Here is an 18,429-nt window from a genome sequence, read left to right on the forward strand (position 1 = left end):
TCACGACACCTCCCTGTTGCAGCCTTATGGCCGTAGCTCCCTGTATCATAAATTGTGAGCAAAAAAAAGACAACGCACAAAAAGCGCTACCCGAACAGATTACCACACGCCAGAGACCGTTGTCAACAAAATCAACGAGGGAGCCGCGCGCACAGCCGTTTATTTCCTGTCTCTTGCCCGCCTACGACCCATTACGGTAACCAGTATGTTCCAATGCCCCATCGCTTAAACCTTTATTCCGGCTAAGCACTCCAATTCATTCCGTAAAAAGGTGAAAATCAACAGTCCAACAAAATCATTCACACGTAAACCCACATTCATGCAGAACTGTGAACTTTTCCGCGCTCAAACCATAAAAAAAGACATCCAACCGGATGCCAATGAGTGCAAAACCTTATTCTTTCCCGCTGCCGCTTACTCCGGCATCACGCACTTCCAAATAACGTTCCAGCTTTCGCTTCACGCGCTGCAATGCGTTATCTATCGATTTCACGTGCCTGTCCAAATCGACCGCAATTTCCTGATAAGACCGTCCATCCAGGTACAGCATCAGCACGCGGCGTTCCAGATCGCTTAAAATTTCACTCATCTTATCTTCCAAGCCGCTGAATTCCTCTTGGTTAATGATGAGCTCTTCCGGATCGGTCACTCGCGAGCCGCAAATAACATCAAGCAGCGTCCTGTCGGAATCCTCGTCGTAGATCGGCTTGTCCAACGAAACATAGGAATTTAACGGAATATGCTTTTGACGTGTTGCCGTTTTGATAGCTGTAATAATCTGCCTCGTTATGCAAAGCTCGGCGAACGCCTTAAACGACGCCAGCTTGTCCCCCCGAAAATCCCGGATCGACTTATAGAGACCGATCATCCCTTCTTGCACGATGTCTTCACGGTCCGCCCCGATCAAAAAATAGGAACGGGCCTTGGCGCGGACGAAGTTCCGATACTTGTTGATCAAGTATTCCAGCGCTTCGCTTTCGCCTGCCCGGACGGCTTCGACAATGTCTTCATCAGTTTTGAGGTCATACTCGCGTGTTCTAAGTTCATTGAGATCGACACTCACTGTGTTCCCCTCCGGTTGCCAGGCAAAAATCCTTTATACACCAAGCAAAAGATAGACTTAGTATACATGAGCCCCCTGATTATCGTCAACCGTTTGGAAGGTTAGCTTTCATGTCGATTACCAAGTATTCGACATTATTTTTCCCTGCGCCAACGTTCAAAAATCAGCTTGATATCCTTATTTAGCGCGTTATCAAGCGAATTTCGCATCGGCTTGTCCTTGGCAGAAATTTGCGTCCGAATTTCCTTGCGAATAATCTCAATTTCTATCGCTAGCTCTCTCGCGGATAGTCTCAGAGCTCCTTTTCCGAACGAAACATGCTGTTCTACCGAATCGGAGGTAGCGACATAGACTTGCTTTCGTCGGCCGGAAAGCTCGCCGACAAGCCGTTCCACCAGCTCGTCGGCACTCTCGTTTTCCTTCGTATACCGAATCGAAACAGCCCCCGAGGTTTCCTTGCCTCCAAGACCCGGGACTTTGTAAGCATCGAACACAATGTATACCCGGCTGCCCTTATAAGCTTGGTAATCCGTCATCATCCCGATCAGCTTCACTCTCGCCTCTTCCAGCGAAGTATCCCGAAGCTTTCTCAGCTCGGGCCAAGCCCCGATTATATTATATCCGTCAACAATTAAGATTTGTTCCATGCGCCGGCCCCGGTTGCTGCGGCTTGACCCGCTTGGCGCTGGCGCAGCACTTCATACATTAACACGCCGGCCGCAACCGACGCATTCAAGGAGTCGACATGCCCGACCATAGGCAGCTTCACCAGAAAATCGCATTTGTCCCGAACGAGACGGGAAACGCCTTTATGCTCATTTCCAATGACAAGTGCTAGCGGCATCGTAAAATCCGCTTGGTGAACCGATTGCTTTGCCGTGACATCGGTACCCGCAACCCAAAAGCCCTGTTCCTTCAGCTCCTCAATCGTCTGTGCGATATTCGTCACCTTCGCAACGGGAACATAAGCTGCCGCTCCCGCCGAAATTTTGGATACCGTTACAGTCACCCCGACCGATCTGCGCTTCGGAATAATAACCCCGTGGACGCCGGTGCAGTCCGCAGTCCGCAAAATCGAGCCTAAATTATGCGGGTCCTCGATTTCATCCAAAATGAGCAGGAAAGGAGTCTGACCTTCCGCGCGCGCCGCCGCGACAATCTGATCAAGCTCAGCGTAAGCGTAGGGAGCAACCTGAGCTACTACGCCTTGATGCTGCACACCGGGCACCAGCGAATCCAGCTTACGCTTATCCACAAACTGCACGAGCACGCCCAGCTTCTTCGCTTCCGCGATGATAGGTGTGGCGCCGCCCGGTTTCCCGCCGCCGCCTTGATCGGCCACCCAAATTTTGTTTACCGAACGTCCGGAACGCAATGCTTCCATCACGGGATGCTTCCCTGCTACAAATTCTTCATCATGTTCATGATTCCGTTCCATGATTCATTCCTTTCTCGCCGATCGTCCATTCCATCAGCTCCCTTAGCCGGTCCCAGCGGCCGCGCAAGTACAAATAACCGATCAGGCATTCAAAGCCCGTGCTGATCCGATAGACCACAACGTCGGTATTTTTGGGGGAGGTGGCGGATTTGGCGTTCCTTCCTCTTTTATAAATATCGATTTCCTCTTCCGACAGCATCGGCATGAGCGCTTCGATCGAACGGCATTGCGCCTTTGCCGAGACAAAGGACGTCGCCTCCCGGTGCATATGATTCGGTTTATTGTTCGGCCTTGAAATTAAATATTGCCGGACAAACACCTCGTATACCGCGTCACCCAAGTACGCAAGCGCCAGCGGATGCAGCAGTCCCGGATCCTTCGAGGGCTGATGAGGAAAAAGCGTCGTTAGCTCCATCCTTTGATCACTTCCTTTTCCAGCGAATCCCCTGCGGTGTATCCTCTAAGAGAATGCCTTGGGCGGACAGCAGATCGCGGATTTCATCGGCACGAGCCCACTGCTTGTTTTTACGCGCTTCCACACGCTCCGCAATCAGACGCTCGATCTCATCATCCAGCAGCTCATCCTGTTCTTCCGATAGGATACCCAAAACTGCGTTCATTTCCTGAAAATGCTCCAGTAATTGTTCCAGAGCATTCCGGCTAACCCGCTCCCGTTGAATGTACAAGTTCGCTTCGCTCACCAATTCGAACATCGCCGTAATCGCGTCCGGCGTATTAAAGTCATCCTGCATTTTATCGTGGTAAAGCTTGCGAATCGCTTCCAAACGCTGCGCAAGCTGAGCATCCGCTTCCCCATCGCCGGCTGCGCCCTCTTCTAGCTTGGATAGGCGGTCGCGAACATTGGTGAAGCTGTTCTGCAAACGCTCCACGCCTCTCTTGCTCTGCTCAAGCGCCTCGCCGTCAAAGTTAAGCGGATTGCGGTATTGCGTCGAAAGCATAAAGTAACGCATCGTCTGCGGCGTCACCTGCTTCATAATTTCCCGTACCTGGATGCCGTTGGCCAGCGACTTCGACATTTTTTCCCCGTCAATGTTCAAGTATCCATTATGCATCCAGTACCGCGACATCGGCTGTCCGTGGTTCGCCTCGGACTGCGCCACCTCGCACTCATGGTGCGGGAACTGCAAATCTTGTCCGCCCCCATGGATATCGATCGTCTCTCCCAAATATTTGCGCGCCATTGCCGAGCATTCAATATGCCAGCCCGGACGGCCATCTCCCCATGGACTTTCCCATTTCGGCTCGCCCGGCTTCGCACCCTTCCAAAGCACGAAATCCTGCGGATTTTCCTTCCGCTCATCCACCTCAACCCGAATCCCGAATTGCAGCTCCTGGATGTTTTGATGCGATATTTTCCCGTATTCCTTGAATTCCGCTGTGCGGAAGTAAACGTCGCCGCCGTTTGCATACGCAAAGCCTTTATCCACAAGCTCTTGAATGAATCCGATAATCTCAGGGATATTTTCCGTTACACGCGGATGAATGGTCGCCGGGTCCACCCCGAGAAGTGCCGTATCCTCATAGAAGGCTTTGACATAGGTCTCGCCGACTTCATCGACCGTGATTCCGGCGCTTTCCGCTTTTTTGATCATTTTGTCGTCGACATCGGTAAAATTGACGACATACTTGACCTCGTAGCGAAGCTGCTCCAAATATTTGCGCACCATATCAAAGACGATCAGCGGACGGGCGTTGCCAATGTGGATATAGTCATATACCGTCGGGCCGCATACGTACATGCTGACCTTCCCCGCTTCGATCGGTTCAAATGGTTCCTTCGCTTTCGTGACCGTGTTATAGATTTTTAACGACATTCTTCTGAGCACCTTCTTCCTCACCGTCTGAAGGCTTAGCGGTCCCCTCGGACCGAAGCCGTTCCAGCTCCAGCTTTAATTCGTCGATCTGCTGCTGCATTTGCTTGCAAATATCGATAACCGGATCCGGCAAATCTCCGTGCGCCAGCCGGTTGACCCTCACTCCGTTCTGCTTGACGATTTTCCCCGGGATACCAACCACCGTGCTGTTAGGAGGCACTTCCCGCAAGACAACCGCATTCGCACCGATATTCGAGTTATCCCCAACGGTAAACGAGCCAAGCACCTTAGCCCCGGAGGACACCACCACATTATTGCCGATGGTCGGGTGCCGTTTCCCCTTCTCTTTGCCCGTACCGCCTAACGTAACGCCTTGATACAAAATGACATCGTTGCCGATTTCACATGTTTCGCCGATGACCACTCCCATGCCGTGATCGATAAATAGCCTTTGGCCGATCCGGGCCCCAGGGTGTATTTCAATACCGGTAAAAAACCGGCTTACCTGTGACACTGCTCTCGCGAGGGTAAACAGCCTTTTGTGATAAAACCAATGTGCCAGCCGATGCGACCAAATGGCATGCAGCCCTGAGTATGTAAAAACCACCTCAAATGTACTGCGCGCCGCCGGGTCATTGTCGAACACCGCACGGATGTCGGATTTCATTGTTTCCAATAACCGGAACATACAACCTCGCCCCCCTCCCGGTATGCCCAAGCCATGCAAAAAAAGCGCCTCTACAGCCTTCAATAGGCTGCAGAGACGCTTATGCGCGGTCCCACTCTGCTTGAGCTGCAGCAATTGCAGCTCCTCTCGACGGCTCATAACGGCAGCCAGCCGGTGCGGTTTACGTGGCGCTTGCTGATCGGCTCGATAGCCTTGCTAGCGACCTCTTCTTTCCCCGCACTGCTCACGGGCGCATTTCCCTTCACTGGAATAGGGTGCTTCCAGCCCTGCACAACGGAACGAACGTGCATGGCACCCCTCTCTGAAATTCCCTGCATAAGGTACTTCTCCCGGTCAACGCAATCCAAAATGTTTACATGAATTTGTTACAAGTATAGCCGAATCCCCGTTTACTGGCAACCGATTCAGGCAGCAGCTTCGCGGGAGATATTAAATTTTTTCTGCCTTTACGCCAGACGCGCAGTGAGACGATCCAGCACCTGCTGTTTCCCTAGCAGGGCAACCGTGCGGTTAAGGTCAGGACCGTGCGTTTGCCCCGTCAAAGCGGCACGCACCGGCATAAACAGCTGCTTGCCCTTGAAGCCGGTCTCCTTCTGCACGGCCTTCAGCATCGCGCCTACCGCTTCAGGCGTCAGCTCGGCCGCCGCCTCCACCTGTGCGCGGAAGCTCGCCAGCACCGTCGGCACCTGCTCCTCGCCGAGCACAGTCGCCGCCTCTTCTTCGAGCACCAGATCGGCGCGGAAGAAGAGCTCCGTCAGCGGCACGATTTCCGCCGCGTAGGACAGCTTCTCCTGATGCAGCGCGATCAGCTCCGTCGCCCATGCGCGCTGCTCTTCGCTGAGCGCCTCAGGAAGGCGCCCTGCCTTCTGCAGATGCGGCAGCGCCAGGTCGACTACCCGGGTAAGCTCCGCTTTCTTCATATAGTGCGAGTTCATCCACTGCAGCTTCGCGGTATCAAAGACCGCAGGGCTGCGCGAAAGGCGGTCCGCATGGAACACCTCAATCAGTTCCTCGCGGCTGTAAATTTCGTTTTCCCCTTCCGGCGACCAGCCGAGCAGGGTAATGAAGTTAAAAAGCGCCTCCGGCAAATACCCGAGATCGTGATACTGCTCGATAAACTGAATGATCGATTCGTCACGTTTGCTCAGCTTCTTACGGTTCTCATTGACGATCAGCGTCATATGCCCGAACGTCGGCGGCGTCCACCCAAACGCTTCGTATACCATCAGCTGGCGCGGCGTGTTGGAGATATGATCCTCTCCGCGCAGTACATGAGAAATCGCCATATAGTGATCGTCGATCGCCACAGCGTAGTTATACGTCGGAATGCCATCCTTCTTCACGATAACGAAATCACCGATTTCACTCGATTCGAAGCTGATCTGCCCCTTCACCATGTCGTTGAAGGTGTACGTACGGCCAGCAGGAACCCGGAAGCGCACACTCGGCACGCGGCCCTCTGCCTCAAACGCAGCGCGCTGTTCGTCCGTCAGGTTTGCGCAGCGTCCGGAATAACGCGGGGTTTCGCCTCGGTTCGTCTGCTCCTCCCGCTCCTTCTCAAGCTCCTCCTCGGTGCAGTAGCAGCGGTAAGCGCGGCCCTCTGCAATGAGCTGCTCTGTGAGCGGACCGTAAATATGCAGACGCTCGGTTTGCCGATAAGGCCCGAAGCCGCCGTCCAAGTCCACACTTTCATCCCATTCGATGCCGAGCCATTTCATGAATGTGAATTGATTTTCTTCCCCGCCCGCTACATTACGCTTCAAATCGGTATCTTCAATGCGGACAATAAATTTGCCGCCTTGATTTTTCGCAAACAAATAATTGAATAATGCCGTTCTTGCATTCCCGATATGTAAATGCCCTGTCGGACTTGGCGCATAGCGCACTCTTACCTGCTCAGACATGAATTGTTAAGCTCCTTTCAAGCTCCTGCTCCCTATAATGGCAAAATCATAGCATATCCTTCACGAGGCAAACAACAGCCATCGCGGCAATCCCTTCTCCACGCCCCGTGAAGCCAAGCTTCTCCGAGGTTGTCGCCTTCACATTGACTTGAGACGGCTCCCCGTCAAGCGCCGCTGCAATACATTCCACCATTTGCGGAATGTAAGGCGCCATCTTCGGCCGTTCCGCAATAATGGTGCAATCCGCATTGCCAAGCTTATAGCCCTTGGCCTTGGCGAGTCCCCATACATGCTTCAGCAGCTTAACGCTGTCGGCATCCTTAAACGCCGGGTCCGTGTCTGGAAAATGCTTGCCGATATCCCCCATGGCCAGCGCCCCCAGCACCGCGTCGGCAACAGCATGCAGCAGCACATCCGCGTCGGAATGACCAAGCAGGCCCTTCTCATACGGAATTTCCACGCCGCCGATAATGCACTTCCGGCCTTCCGTCAGCTGATGCACGTCAAATCCTTGTCCGATCCGGATCATACGTTCTCCCCCCGCCCGATAAACCAATCCGCCCATTCCAGGTCTTCAGGCGTCGTTATTTTAATATTGCGGTAGGAGCCCTCCGCTACACGCACAGAGACCCCCAGCCGTTCCACAAGCGAGGCATCGTCCGTGCCAAGAAACCCGTCACGTACAGCGGCCTCGTTCGCCTTCCACAACAAAGAAAAGCGAAAAGCCTGGGGCGTATGAATCGCCCACAGGCTGCGGCGGTCCGGCGTCGACGTAATGTCTCCCGACGCCCCAACCACCTTGATCGTATCCTTCACGGGCACCGCAAGCACGGCCGCCCCGCTCTTCTCTGCTTCCGCCATCAACGCGTCCATTTGCCCCGCGTCGATAAACGGCCGCACGCCGTCGTGCACGAGCACCCAATCCGCATCCCGCTCCCGGCATACCTTCAAGCCTTCCAGAACGCTGTGCTGCCGCTCCGATCCCCCAGGGACAATCCGGGAGACTTGTCCGGCCAAGCCGTATTGCTGGACAAGCGCTTCACAGCGCTGAACATCGTCCGCTCCGGTGACGAGCACGATCTCATCAATCCTATGTATAGCCGCCAACGCCTGCAGCGTCCAGACCAGAATCGGCTTTCCCTGCAGAAGCAAGTACTGCTTGCTTTCCGCGGTCCCCATTCGTGAGCCGCGGCCTGCGGCAACAACAACCGCCACCGTTTTTCCCATTATTCGCTTCTCCTAAATTACGGAAATATGGTTGAAGCAATCCGTACTCTATGATAAACGTTTTACTGGGCTTTTTCCAACAATTTCGGTTTGGCAAAAATCATTCGTCCTGCCGACGTTTGCAGCACGCTCGTCACAAGCACCTCTAGGTTCGAACCGATATGATCGCGGCCGCCCTCGACCACAATCATAGTGCCGTCGTCAAGATAAGCAACTCCTTGACCATGCTCCTTGCCATCCTTGATCACTTGAACGAAGATTTCCTCACCCGGAAGCACAACCGGTTTCACCGCATTCGCCAAATCATTGATGTTTAATACCGAAACACCCTGCAGCTCGCAAACCTTGTTCAAGTTAAAGTCGTTGGTAACCACTTTTCCATGCAGCACCTTGGCCAGCTTCACCAGCTTGCTGTCGACCTCGGAAATGTCTTCAAAATCTCCTTCATAAATCAGTACCTTTACTTCAAGCTCTTTTTGAATCTTATTTAAAATATCGAGTCCGCGCCGGCCTCGATTACGCTTCAACAGATCGGAAGAATCGGCAATATGCTGCAGCTCTTCCAGAACGAACTCCGGAATAACGAGCGTCCCTTCAATAAAGCCTGTTTTGCAAATATCGGCAATACGCCCGTCAATAATAACGCTTGTATCGAGGATTTTATGCTCCTCCACACGATGCACATGCTCTTCCACCGGCCCTTTGCGGAATGCGGTAATGAGAGCGCCGACCTCTTCCTTTTTTCGGGATCCGATTCGGAAACCAAGATACCCGAGTACCAGCGTAAGCAGAGTCGGTACAGCCGTCCCCATTCCGCCGATGCTGGCAGCAGCCGGGTACAGAAGCGCCGCGATGACCAAGCCGATAATCATTCCTGTAATTCCTGCAGCGAGATCGGCCACAGGCAGCCGAATAATTCGATCCTCGCTCTGATGCAGCTTGCGAAGGCTGTAATCCCCCGCTGTTCTAGCCACCACATACCCGATGACCGCACCAGCAGCCGCAAACCAATAAGGCTGACCTGGAATAAGCTCCGTTCCTCCTACGGTTTGGAAGGAGTTCATCGCCGGCATTTCGCCCGGGATGCCTACTCGGTAACCGAGTACCCCCCCAACAATTGTCAAACATAACTGCATCATTTTCCTGACCATGTTATTATACCCCCTGCTTTCACACACCTAAAAAAGTTGATGAGAAAATGGTTCAATGAGACGTAAAACGTGATTCCATACTCCCAGTATGTTCCAAACGTGCAAACACTAATCTTGTGGAGCCAATTTTTTTATGGAAATCAATTTTCCCCTTTACCGTTAGGGATAAGCAGGCGACATTGACACTATTTTTGTAGGACGACTATAATGGGGATACCGAACATTCAAAGTGATCGCGAGGTGGAATCATGAGCAAGCCATCTTTAACGGAATTTCAGTCCCAAGTGGAAGATCTGCTACTCCGTCACCGCAGTCTGCTCGATGTGATGTCCAAGTTTCAGCAATCCAATGCGACGGTTAACCGCAGCGTTACCAAGGCGGTCACCGAATGCGGGTGCATCAGCATTAACGCACACCGCCAGAAATACGATGTAACGCTCAATGGCGACGATTTGAAAACGGTTACGAATACGCATGTTACCGGCGATCTATGTGAGCATTGTGTTGACACCATTAAGAATGAACTCGGAAAAAATTTGTTTTATATGACCTCGCTTTGCAACTTGCTTAACATTCAACTGGATGAAGTGGTTGCCGAAGAAGCGGACAAATGCTCGACCCTTGGCTTTTTCAAAATGACGTAACTGCCGCTGCCGATATCTTTTCCGCAAGAAAAAAAGCATTTATTCCCTCGCCCTCTGCAGGCCGGAAAATAAATGCTTTTTATTTTACCAAATATGAAGTTAATAATTTCAAGAAACACTATAAAGTCTTGCGCTGTGAAGAACGATCACGGCGCTGACGACGGGTAGCAAATCGTGCCATTAGGTTAACGTTTTTTTTTAGGCCCCATAATGCGTAGATGACCAACGGAACGAAAATCAGCTTGGACAATCCAGGGAACATAATTGCTAGTGCTACTGCTACAATAACCACGATCGGCGTAATCCAAAGTGCTTTCTTCGACAGACCGAATTTCTTGAAGTTCGGGTACCGGATGTTGCTGACCATCAAATACGACAGAGCGATTGTGCTGAGCATTAGTCCCCACGTAGGAATGTCCTTGTGGAACAGCGCTAACGTACAAAGTACACCGCCTGCTGCCGGAATCGGCAAGCCCACGAAATAGCCGGGCACTCCTGCGATAACATTAAATCTCGCCAGTCGAAGCGCTCCGCAAATCGGAAAAATCGCGGTAACAATCCAGCTTACTGCCGCATACTGCAAATCCTGAAACGATACAACATACATAATAAACGCCGGCGCCACGCCAAACGAGATGACGTCGGATAACGAGTCCAGCTCCTTGCCAAATTCACTTTGCGCATTGAGCGCGCGCGCGACGCGGCCGTCAAGGCCGTCTAACAGCATTGCTACAATCACCATGATGGCAGCCATTTCCGGGTTCCCATTAAACACCAAGATGATCGAAATAATGCCGAGAAACAGGTTGCCGACCGTAAAGACGCTGGGTAGCGATTTAGCGATCATTTGCATCCACCTCTGTCCTTACTATTCCCTGTATGCGAGTCAATTACCCATTCTAGGGCATCTAAATATGTCTGTCAATAAGAACTTGTTCCTGAATCCGCTTCAGCCCTTCCTTTATCGTACGGGCCCGTACTTCGCCAATTCCATCCACCTCGTCAAGCTCTTCAATTGTTGCCATCATAATGTGCGGGAGGTGCATAAATTGTTCCACCAGATTGGTTATAATAACGGTAGGAAGACGCGGGATTTTGTTCAGAATCCGATATCCCCGCGGTGAAACCTGCTCTTCCAGCGCTGCATTGTTATAAGGGTAGCCGATCAATCGAACGATATGATGAGGCTCCAACAGCTCATCGGAAGAAAGACGTTTGAGGGAGTGGTCAATATCCCTGACCTTCTCATCATGGGAATCGCGGCAGTAATCCTTCAGCAGAAGCGCGGCTTCTTCCTCCGTATTGCCCACCAGCTCCTCGACCTGCATCGAAATGAGGCGCCCTTCCGTTCCCAGCTCATTGATATACTTGTTAATTTCCGACTTAACCCTCAATACCATTTCAATGCGCTGAATGACATTGGTGACATCATGCAGGGTTACCTGCTCCTCGAATTCCGCCGCACTTAAATTGGTAAACGCCTGGTCCAATACAACCTTGTATTTTTCCAGCGTCTGCAATGCCTGATTGGCTTTTGTCAGTATGACGCCAATGTCCTTCAGCGCATAACGCAGGTTTCCTTGGTACAGCGTGATGACGTTCCTTCTCTGAGAGATGGATACGACAAGCTTTCCGGTCTGTTTGGCCACCCGCTCCGCCGTCCGGTGCCGAATCCCCGTTTCGATCGAAGTGATGGAAGAATCGGGAATTAACTGCGTGTTCGCGTAAAGAATTCTTTTGATATCCTCGCTCAAAATGATTGCGCCGTCCATCTTTGCCAGCTCATACAAGTAATTGGGCGAGAAATCACAATTAATGGCAAAACCGCCGTCTACAATTTCCATGACCTCCGGGCTGTAACCGACCACAATCAAACCGCCGGTTTTCGCCCGCAGTACATTCTCCAAGCCTTCCCGAAACGCAGTACCCGGCGCCACCAATTGCAGTAACTGACTCATTATTCCTTCATTCTGGTCCTCTGTCACCCTTGTTGACCCCCTTGTTTCTTTCATCCCCACATTATTCAAAAGCAGCCGCTAATGCTTCCGCCACTGTATCTACTCCTATAATTTCAATTCCTTTAGGCGGGTTCCAGCCCTTCATGCTTTTTTGCGGCATGATAACACGTTTGAAGCCCAGCTTCTGCGCTTCCTTCACTCGTTGATCCACCCGAGAAACGGCCCGCACTTCCCCGGTTAAGCCAATTTCGCCAAATACGACATCCTCCGGACGCAAAGGCCGGTCCCGGAAGCTGGAAACAATGCTAATGGCGATCGCCAAATCCACGGCAGGCTCATCCAGTTTTACGCCGCCGGCAACGTTGATGTAGGCGTCCTGCGTTTGCAGCATCATCCCCATGCGTTTTTCCAGCACCGCAATAATTAAAGACAAGCGGTTATAATCAACGCCGGTTGCCATCCGTCTCGGAGACGGGAAGCCTGTCGCCGCTACAAGCGCCTGCAGCTCCACTAACACCGGGCGCGTCCCTTCCACACTTGCTACCACTGTAGAACCGGAGGCACCCTTCGGACGCTCTGATAGGAAGAGCTCCGACGGATTGGCCACTTCCTTCAAGCCGTCCTCGTTCATTTCGAAGATGCCAATTTCATTGGTGGAACCGAAACGGTTTTTGACCGCTCGCAGCATCCGGTAAGCATGATGCCGTTCTCCCTCGAAATAGAGCACACAATCGACCATATGCTCGAGCAGCCTAGGGCCGGCAATCGCTCCCTCTTTCGTAACGTGACCGACCAGCACGGTGGCAATGCCTCTCATTTTACTTATACGCATAAAATGACTGGTGCATTCGCGAACTTGCGCAACACTTCCCGGTGCCGAAGCAACCTGTGGATGGTATACCGTCTGGATCGAGTCGATGACCAGAAAATCCGGCTTCACCTGCTCCAACGCCTCGTCAATATGATCAAGGTTCGTTTCACATAATACGAACAATTGTTCGGACAATGCGTTTAAGCGGTCTGCTCTTAACTTCGTCTGGCGAACCGATTCCTCACCAGAAATGTACAGCACCTTTAACCCTTGAGAAGCAAGCGAAAACGAGGACTGCAGCAGCAGCGTCGATTTGCCGATCCCTGGGTCGCCTCCGACGAGAATCAAGGAACCAGGCACAAGACCCCCGCCAAGCACCCGATTCAGCTCATTCATACCGGTTGTGACTCGCGGCGCCGCCGTACTGTCTACCCGGACAATCGGAACGGCCTTCTCCTTCGAGGCCGCCGCGATGCCCCCGAATGCCGTAGAAATGCCGCGTGTCTTAACTTCCGAACGCTCGAGCTCCTCGACCATCGTATTCCATTCCCCGCAGCCCGGACACTTTCCCATCCAGCGTGGAGAATCATACCCGCATTCCTGACAGCAAAATTTTGTTTTTGTTTTCGCCATGACCCCAAACCCTTTTCCGCATTTGTTGACTTATGTTAAGTTTACCATGTTTACCTGCCCGGAGAAACAAAAAATCCGTTCCGCCTCTTTAAGAGACGGAACGGACGCTTATGCTGTGTTCTGTGGCACTACTCACAGGTTACTTCTGTTTTACTTTATTGCGCACAACGAGCTCGCCGTTTTCCACATCTATAGTGAGATGGTCTCCCTTGGAGATCGTACCGCGGAGCAGCTCCTCGGACAACCGGTCCTCGATGTGCTTTTGGATTGCTCTGCGCAGAGGTCTCGCACCATAAGCCGGGTCGAAGCCTTCCTTCGCCAAGAAATCCATTGCCGGTTCGGTCAATTCAAAATCAACCTCTTGCTCCTTCAGACGTTTGCGCAGCTCCTCGGACATTAAGCTAACGATTTGACGGATATGCTCCTTCTCGAGGGAATGGAACACAATCGTTTCGTCGATCCGGTTCAGGAACTCCGGACGGAAGCTTTTCTTCAGCTCCGCCATGACCTTATCCTTCATCGCGCTGAAATCATGCTTTGCTTGATCTTCCGCAAGCGTGAAGCCAAGCGTCGCTTTCTTGATTGCATCCGCGCCGACGTTGGAAGTCATAATGATCAGCGTATTGCGGAAGTCAACCGTACGGCCTTTCGAATCGGTTAGTCGTCCATCCTCCAGCACCTGCAGAAGGATGTTGAATACTTCCGGATGCGCCTTCTCAATTTCGTCGAGCAGGACGACGGAGTAAGGCTTACGGCGAACCTTTTCGGTCAGCTGGCCGCCTTCTTCATATCCCACGTATCCCGGAGGCGCCCCGATCAGACGGGACGTCGAATGCTTCTCCATGTACTCGGACATGTCGATGCGGATAACCGCATTTTCATCGCCGAACATCGACTCGGCAAGAGCACGCGCAAGCTCCGTCTTACCTACCCCTGTCGGTCCCAGGAAAATGAAGGAGCCCATCGGGCGCTTCGGATCCTTTAAGCCTGCTCGGGAACGGCGAATCGCACGAGCCACCGACTTAACCGCTTCATCCTGACCGATGACGCGCTCATGAAGGATGCCTTCCATGCGAAGCAGACGCTCAGATTCTTCTTCTGCCAGCTTGCGCACCGGAATACCGGTCCAGCTCGCTACGATCTGTGCGATGTCGTCTGGAGTCACCTCAGAGTCCGTACGGCCCTGCTTCTCTTTCCACTCATTCTTCGTGGATTCGAGCTCCTCGCGAATCTTCTGCTCGGAATCGCGCAGGGATGCCGCCTTTTCGAATTCCTGGCTTTGTACTGCCGCATCCTTCTCCTTCCGCACATCCTCCAAGCGGCTTTCCAGCTGCTTCAGATTCGGCGGAACGGTAAAGGTATTTAAGCGAACCTTGGAGCTCGCTTCATCAATAAGGTCAATCGCTTTATCCGGAAGGAAACGATCCGGAATATAACGGTCGGAAAGCTTAACCGCCGCTTCAATCGCATCGTCGTTGATTTTCACGCGGTGGTGCGCTTCGTAACGGTCGCGCAGCCCGTGAAGAATCAGAATCGCTTCCTCTACCGTCGGCTGATCCACCGTAATCGGCTGGAATCTGCGCTCGAGGGCAGCGTCTTTTTCGATATATTTGCGGTATTCGTCCAGTGTCGTTGCACCGATACACTGCAGCTCGCCGCGGGCCAAGGCCGGCTTCAAAATATTCGAAGCGTCAATCGCGCCTTCCGCACCGCCGGCACCGATCAAGGTATGCAGCTCATCGATAAAGATGATGATGTTGCCTGCTTGACGAATTTCATCCATGATCTTCTTCAAGCGATCCTCGAATTCACCGCGGTACTTCGTACCTGCCACGACAGAGCCCATATCGAGCGTCATGACGCGCTTGTCGCGGAGAGTTTCCGGGATTTCGTTATTTACAATTTTTTGCGCAAGTCCTTCAGCGATGGCCGTCTTACCGACGCCCGGCTCACCGATCAAGACCGGATTGTTCTTCGTTCTGCGGCTCAGAACCTGAATGACACGCTCAATTTCCTTCGAGCGGCCGATTACCGGATCAAGGTTTCCTTCGCGGGCAGCCGCCGTCAAATCGCGTGCCAGACCGTCCAGCGTCGGCGTATTCACGTTCGCCTGCGGACCGCTGCTCGAGGATACCGCCTCGTTGCTTCCAAGCAGCTGAAGCACCTGCTGGCGCGCTTTATTTAAGCTGATGCCAAGATTATTCAAAACACGTGCCGCCACGCCTTCTCCTTCGCGGATCAGACCCAGCAGGATATGCTCGGTACCCACGTACGTATGTCCCAGCTTGCGGGCTTCGTCCATGGACAGCTCGATTACCTTTTTGGCACGCGGTGTGTATGCGATGTTTGTAGGCTGTTCCTGACCGCGGCCGATAAGGGATTCCACCTCGTCTTGAATTTTCTCAAGACCGAGTCCCAGCGCTACCAGCGCTTTCGCCGCGATGCCTTCTCCTTCGCGGATCAAGCCGAGCAAAATATGTTCGGTACCAATGTTGTTATGCCCAAGCCGTACTGCTTCTTCTTGTGCAAGCGCCAGAACCTTTTGGGCGCGTTCCGTAAATCTGCCAAACATCATAAACAACACCTCCAAAAATAATTATATCAACAAAAATTGCGGTTGGTAAATTGTTCAAGCCCCTTCGTTTAATTTTTCGCGAATGAGCTGAGCTCTGCATAAGTCCCGGTCATCCGGAGAGAGCTTGGTTTTAAAATGTTGTTGTAAAAATCCCGGCTGGGTCATAACCATAAGTTCATTCATTGTATTCGTATTGACATCGTTTATGATTGAAAGGTCAATACCAAGCCTTATATCCGAAAGTCGCTGGGCCGCTTCCTTGGAATCCATAATGGCTGCATGCTTTAGAATCCCGTAAGATCTTTTCACCCGATCGATAATTCGCGTCTTCGAATCCTGCATCAGCTTTTCCCGAGCAGCTCGCTCATGGTCAATAATTTGCTTGGCTACACTGTGCAGATTATCAATAATTTCTTGCTCGGATTGACCCAAAGTTATTTGATTGGAGACCTGAAAAATGTTTCCCGTAGCTTCGCTGCCCTCTCCATAGATCCCCCGTACGGCAAGACCTACTTGAGTGATCGCCGTTAAAATCCGGTTCATCTGCTGCGTCAAAACGAGAGCCGGCAGATGCATCATTACCGATGCCCGTATTCCCGTCCCTACATTTGTCGGGCAGCTGGTAAGGTAACCTTTTTTTTCATCAAATGCGTAATCTAAATGGTGTTCGAAAATATCGTCAACGCGGTTGGCCATTTCCCAAGTCGTGCCCAACTGGAAGCCGGGATAAAGACATTGGATGCGGAAGTGGTCTTCTTCATTCACCATAATGCTCAAGGATTCGTTTTCGCTGAGAAGAACAGCCCCGTTGCGTGACTCATTCGCCAAGCCCGGACTAATCAAGTGCTTTTCCACAAGCACTCTCTTCTCCAGCTCGCTTAGCTCGTTTAAGACAAGCAGTTCAAACTGTCCAATGTTGTTAAGCTCCGATTCGTTGTACATTTCCTTCACCTGATCGAGCACTTCCAACGATTGTTGGTTCGTAGCCAGCATCGGGAAAGGATGGGTACACAAATTCCGCGCTATTCGTATTCTGCTGCTAATTACAATATCCGATTCCGGGCCTTCGCCCTTCATCCACTCGCACAAAGCCTCCTGAGTAAACTGTTTCTTCGTCACTTCCGTACACCCCCTTTATCCGGTTATCTTCTTTTCCAGTTCACGTATTTGATCCCGAACCCCAGCAGCCTGCTCAAACTCCTCACTTGTAATCAGAGTTTGCAGCTCCTGCTTTAGGCTTTCGATGCGGCGCTTCAGCTGAATGGTCTCACCGGTCCGTTCGGGAACTTTACCGATGTGTACCGTATTACCATGCACGCGTCGAAGAAGTGGATCAAGCCGTTCGGAAAAATGCCGATAGCAATCGCTGCAGCCAAACCGGCCCAGCTTGCTGAATTGGGAGTACGTTAATCCGCAATGCTCACAACGGAGGGTTTGGGTCGGCTTTGCCGACTTCGAACCTCCGTTCGGGTCGAGTTCCAGAATTCCTGACAAAAGATTATGGATCGAAAATCCGCCCGGCGTTCCCGGAATGATTTCCCCCTTTTCTCTTGCACATGCTTCGCAAAAGTGAAATTCTGATTTCTCCCCATTTACAATCTTCGTAAAATGAAGTGTTGCCGGTCGTTTTCCGCATTCTTGACAAGTCATGCCGAACCCTCCTTACTTACTGAGCAAAGCAATCAGCATTGCTTTAAACAGCTTAGCCCTGATTTCATCACGCAACGGAAGCTTTAGTGTCAAAACATCCCTCGATATCGCAGCCTTAAGCAGCGCAGCTTCCCGTTCGGATATGACTGTTGCTTCCTGAAGCTGATAAATAAGGCCTTCCGCAGAGGTCTGGTCCAGTTCACTGCCGACCGATTGAGAGAGCAGACTGTGGATTGGATTTTGCGGCGAAAGACAGACCTTCTGGATTCGAATATACCCGCCGCCTCCGCGTTTGCTTTCCACCACATAGCCCTTCTCCAACGTAAACCGTGTACTGATCACATAATTAATCTGCGATGGAACGCAAGAAAATTTATCGGCCAGCTCGTTGCGTTGAATTTCGATAAAACCATCGGGACTGCTTTGCAATATACTCTTCAGATATTGTTCAATAAGGTCCGAAATATTACGCATGGATGGTGCCTCCATGGAATGTAAGTCATATGTTTGAAGTCAAAATCCGGTTGTAACTGATCGATTCTTCGTTTATTTATAAGCGAAAAGTTCACACAATCAACCTGTTGACTTTGACTATCTTTGACTTTAAGTACATTATAGCGGATGTTTTTTCATTTGCCAAGTACTGTTGTCATTCATTATCGGTATGGTCGATTTGTTTTATTCATAGATCTAATCTTTTTCTTTGTCATAAGCAAAATATCAGAATAATAAAATTGATTAAAAACAAAAAAACCACACCGAAGTGTGGTCATTCCCTGAAAACCGGATGCGATCTAACGAGTGTTTGCAAGCTTGTTACTTGTTTATTGGATAAGCCCTCGACCGATTAGT

General features: G+C 51.6%; 19 protein-coding genes. 1 reads left to right on the forward strand and 18 read right to left on the reverse strand.

The window, feature by feature from the left end; translation table 11 throughout:
* Positions 1-394: 394 nt before the first annotated feature.
* The 11 genes from sigH to GQS10_RS21265 form a co-directional block, all read right to left on the reverse strand.
* Positions 395-1,063 carry an RNA polymerase sporulation sigma factor SigH gene (gene sigH, locus GQS10_RS21215; protein ID WP_166246023.1) on the reverse strand — a complete coding sequence of 223 codons (669 nt, stop codon included), beginning with the start codon at positions 1,061-1,063 and terminating at the stop codon, positions 395-397.
* Positions 1,064-1,197: 134 nt separating this feature from the next.
* A complete protein-coding gene (locus tag GQS10_RS21220; protein WP_166246025.1) occupies positions 1,198-1,710 on the reverse strand; it encodes an NYN domain-containing protein in 513 nt (170 codons plus the stop codon).
* On the reverse strand, positions 1,695-2,501 hold the full coding sequence (rlmB, locus tag GQS10_RS21225; RefSeq protein ID WP_166246027.1) for a 23S rRNA (guanosine(2251)-2'-O)-methyltransferase RlmB: 807 nt from the start codon (positions 2,499-2,501) through the stop codon (positions 1,695-1,697). The genes GQS10_RS21220 and rlmB overlap by 16 nt, the downstream gene beginning before the upstream one ends.
* Positions 2,485-2,916, reverse strand: a complete 432-nt coding sequence (locus GQS10_RS21230) for a Mini-ribonuclease 3 (protein ID WP_166246029.1) — start codon at positions 2,914-2,916, stop codon at positions 2,485-2,487. Before GQS10_RS21230 ends, rlmB begins: the two co-directional genes overlap by 17 nt.
* Positions 2,917-2,923: 7 nt before the next feature.
* On the reverse strand, positions 2,924-4,336 hold the full coding sequence (gene cysS / locus GQS10_RS21235; protein ID WP_166246031.1) for a cysteine--tRNA ligase: 1,413 nt from the start codon (positions 4,334-4,336) through the stop codon (positions 2,924-2,926).
* Positions 4,317-5,024 (reverse strand): serine O-acetyltransferase EpsC, encoded by a 708-nt coding sequence (gene epsC / locus GQS10_RS21240; protein ID WP_166246060.1) that lies wholly within the window; start codon positions 5,022-5,024, stop codon positions 4,317-4,319. Before epsC ends, cysS begins: the two co-directional genes overlap by 20 nt.
* A gap of 134 nt (positions 5,025-5,158) precedes the next feature.
* Complete coding sequence (locus GQS10_RS21245; RefSeq protein ID WP_166246033.1) at positions 5,159-5,341, reverse strand: hypothetical protein; 183 nt, start codon at positions 5,339-5,341, stop codon at positions 5,159-5,161.
* A gap of 129 nt (positions 5,342-5,470) precedes the next feature.
* Positions 5,471-6,928: a glutamate--tRNA ligase gene (gene gltX / locus GQS10_RS21250; protein WP_166246035.1), complete on the reverse strand. Its 1,458-nt coding sequence runs from the start codon at positions 6,926-6,928 to the stop codon at positions 5,471-5,473.
* Positions 6,929-6,974: 46 nt separating this feature from the next.
* Positions 6,975-7,457, reverse strand: coding sequence for a 2-C-methyl-D-erythritol 2,4-cyclodiphosphate synthase (gene ispF, locus GQS10_RS21255; RefSeq protein WP_166246037.1), 483 nt, complete (start codon positions 7,455-7,457; stop codon positions 6,975-6,977).
* Positions 7,454-8,155 (reverse strand): 2-C-methyl-D-erythritol 4-phosphate cytidylyltransferase, encoded by a 702-nt coding sequence (gene ispD / locus GQS10_RS21260; RefSeq protein ID WP_166246039.1) that lies wholly within the window; start codon positions 8,153-8,155, stop codon positions 7,454-7,456. Before ispD ends, ispF begins: the two co-directional genes overlap by 4 nt.
* 62 nt (positions 8,156-8,217) lie before the next feature.
* Positions 8,218-9,306 (reverse strand): PIN/TRAM domain-containing protein, encoded by a 1,089-nt coding sequence (locus GQS10_RS21265; RefSeq protein WP_166246041.1) that lies wholly within the window; start codon positions 9,304-9,306, stop codon positions 8,218-8,220.
* A 248-nt stretch (positions 9,307-9,554) separates the two neighbouring features.
* On the opposite strand from GQS10_RS21265, the gene GQS10_RS21270 reads away from it, so the two are divergent.
* Positions 9,555-9,950, forward strand: a complete 396-nt coding sequence (locus GQS10_RS21270) for a nucleoside triphosphate pyrophosphohydrolase family protein (RefSeq protein ID WP_166246043.1) — start codon at positions 9,555-9,557, stop codon at positions 9,948-9,950.
* Positions 9,951-10,068: 118 nt separating this feature from the next.
* Here the strand turns inward: GQS10_RS21270 and pssA are convergent, their stop codons facing one another.
* The 7 genes from pssA to GQS10_RS21305 form a co-directional block, all read right to left on the reverse strand.
* Positions 10,069-10,797 carry a CDP-diacylglycerol--serine O-phosphatidyltransferase gene (gene pssA / locus GQS10_RS21275; RefSeq protein WP_166246045.1) on the reverse strand — a complete coding sequence of 243 codons (729 nt, stop codon included), beginning with the start codon at positions 10,795-10,797 and terminating at the stop codon, positions 10,069-10,071.
* 61 nt (positions 10,798-10,858) lie between these two features.
* Entirely contained in the window at positions 10,859-11,908 is a 1,050-nt protein-coding gene (gene disA, locus GQS10_RS21280) for a DNA integrity scanning diadenylate cyclase DisA (protein WP_207952384.1), read from the reverse strand.
* A gap of 61 nt (positions 11,909-11,969) precedes the next feature.
* Positions 11,970-13,352 carry a DNA repair protein RadA gene (gene radA / locus GQS10_RS21285; protein WP_166246048.1) on the reverse strand — a complete coding sequence of 461 codons (1,383 nt, stop codon included), beginning with the start codon at positions 13,350-13,352 and terminating at the stop codon, positions 11,970-11,972.
* A 139-nt stretch (positions 13,353-13,491) separates the two neighbouring features.
* The gene (gene clpC / locus GQS10_RS21290; RefSeq protein WP_166246050.1) at positions 13,492-15,927 is read right to left on the reverse strand and encodes an ATP-dependent protease ATP-binding subunit ClpC; all 2,436 of its coding nucleotides are present in this window, start codon (positions 15,925-15,927) and stop codon (positions 13,492-13,494) included.
* Between the two features lie 54 nt (positions 15,928-15,981).
* On the reverse strand, positions 15,982-17,004 hold the full coding sequence (mcsB, locus tag GQS10_RS21295; RefSeq protein WP_207952385.1) for a protein-arginine kinase McsB: 1,023 nt from the start codon (positions 17,002-17,004) through the stop codon (positions 15,982-15,984).
* Positions 17,005-17,061: 57 nt separating this feature from the next.
* On the reverse strand, positions 17,062-17,577 hold the full coding sequence (gene mcsA, locus GQS10_RS21300; protein WP_166246054.1) for a protein-arginine kinase activator protein McsA: 516 nt from the start codon (positions 17,575-17,577) through the stop codon (positions 17,062-17,064).
* Between the two features lie 12 nt (positions 17,578-17,589).
* Positions 17,590-18,051: a CtsR family transcriptional regulator gene (locus GQS10_RS21305; RefSeq protein WP_166246056.1), complete on the reverse strand. Its 462-nt coding sequence runs from the start codon at positions 18,049-18,051 to the stop codon at positions 17,590-17,592.
* Between the last annotated feature and the right edge of the window lie 378 nt (positions 18,052-18,429).

The sequence above is a fragment of the Paenibacillus turpanensis genome (assembly GCF_011421635.1).
Classification (GTDB): domain Bacteria; phylum Bacillota; class Bacilli; order Paenibacillales; family YIM-B00363; genus Paenibacillus_AK; species Paenibacillus_AK turpanensis.